The sequence below is a fragment of the Stenotrophomonas sp. GbtcB23 genome, assembly GCF_019091045.1.
GTDB lineage: Bacteria > Pseudomonadota > Gammaproteobacteria > Xanthomonadales > Xanthomonadaceae > Stenotrophomonas > Stenotrophomonas rhizophila_A.
This window is the reverse complement of sequence record NZ_JAGXKC010000512.1, coordinates 1-254: the sequence shown is the minus strand read 5'-3', so window position 1 is coordinate 254 and position 254 is coordinate 1. Positions and strand designations below refer to the sequence as shown.

General features: G+C 66.9%; 1 protein-coding gene. It reads right to left on the bottom strand.

Going from position 1 to position 254, the window contains the following annotated elements; all coding sequences use genetic code 11:
* A partial coding sequence (locus KVS69_RS19950; RefSeq protein WP_217539933.1) for a ParA family protein occupies positions 1-198 on the bottom strand: 198 nt, incomplete at its 3' end.
* Positions 199-254 lie beyond the last annotated feature (56 nt).

Sequence of the window (254 nt, the reverse complement as noted above, 5' to 3'; positions counted from 1 at the left end):
GCGTGCCAGGCCCCCGGCGCTGAACAACCTTGGCAAACCCTGCTGGCTTCTGCGCTGTGTCCAGTCCCGCGATGAACCCTGCGGGTCGGCGTCCAGCAGGACGACGTGCTGGTCGCGCATCGCCAGCTCGCCGGCGATGTGCGTGGCGAGCGTGGTTTTGCCCACGCCGCCTTTCTGGTTGAGCAGAGCGACGATCATGGCCTGGCCCTCCACACTGGAAAGCCGGGCTTTTGCTGCTGCGTTTGTGGCCGCGT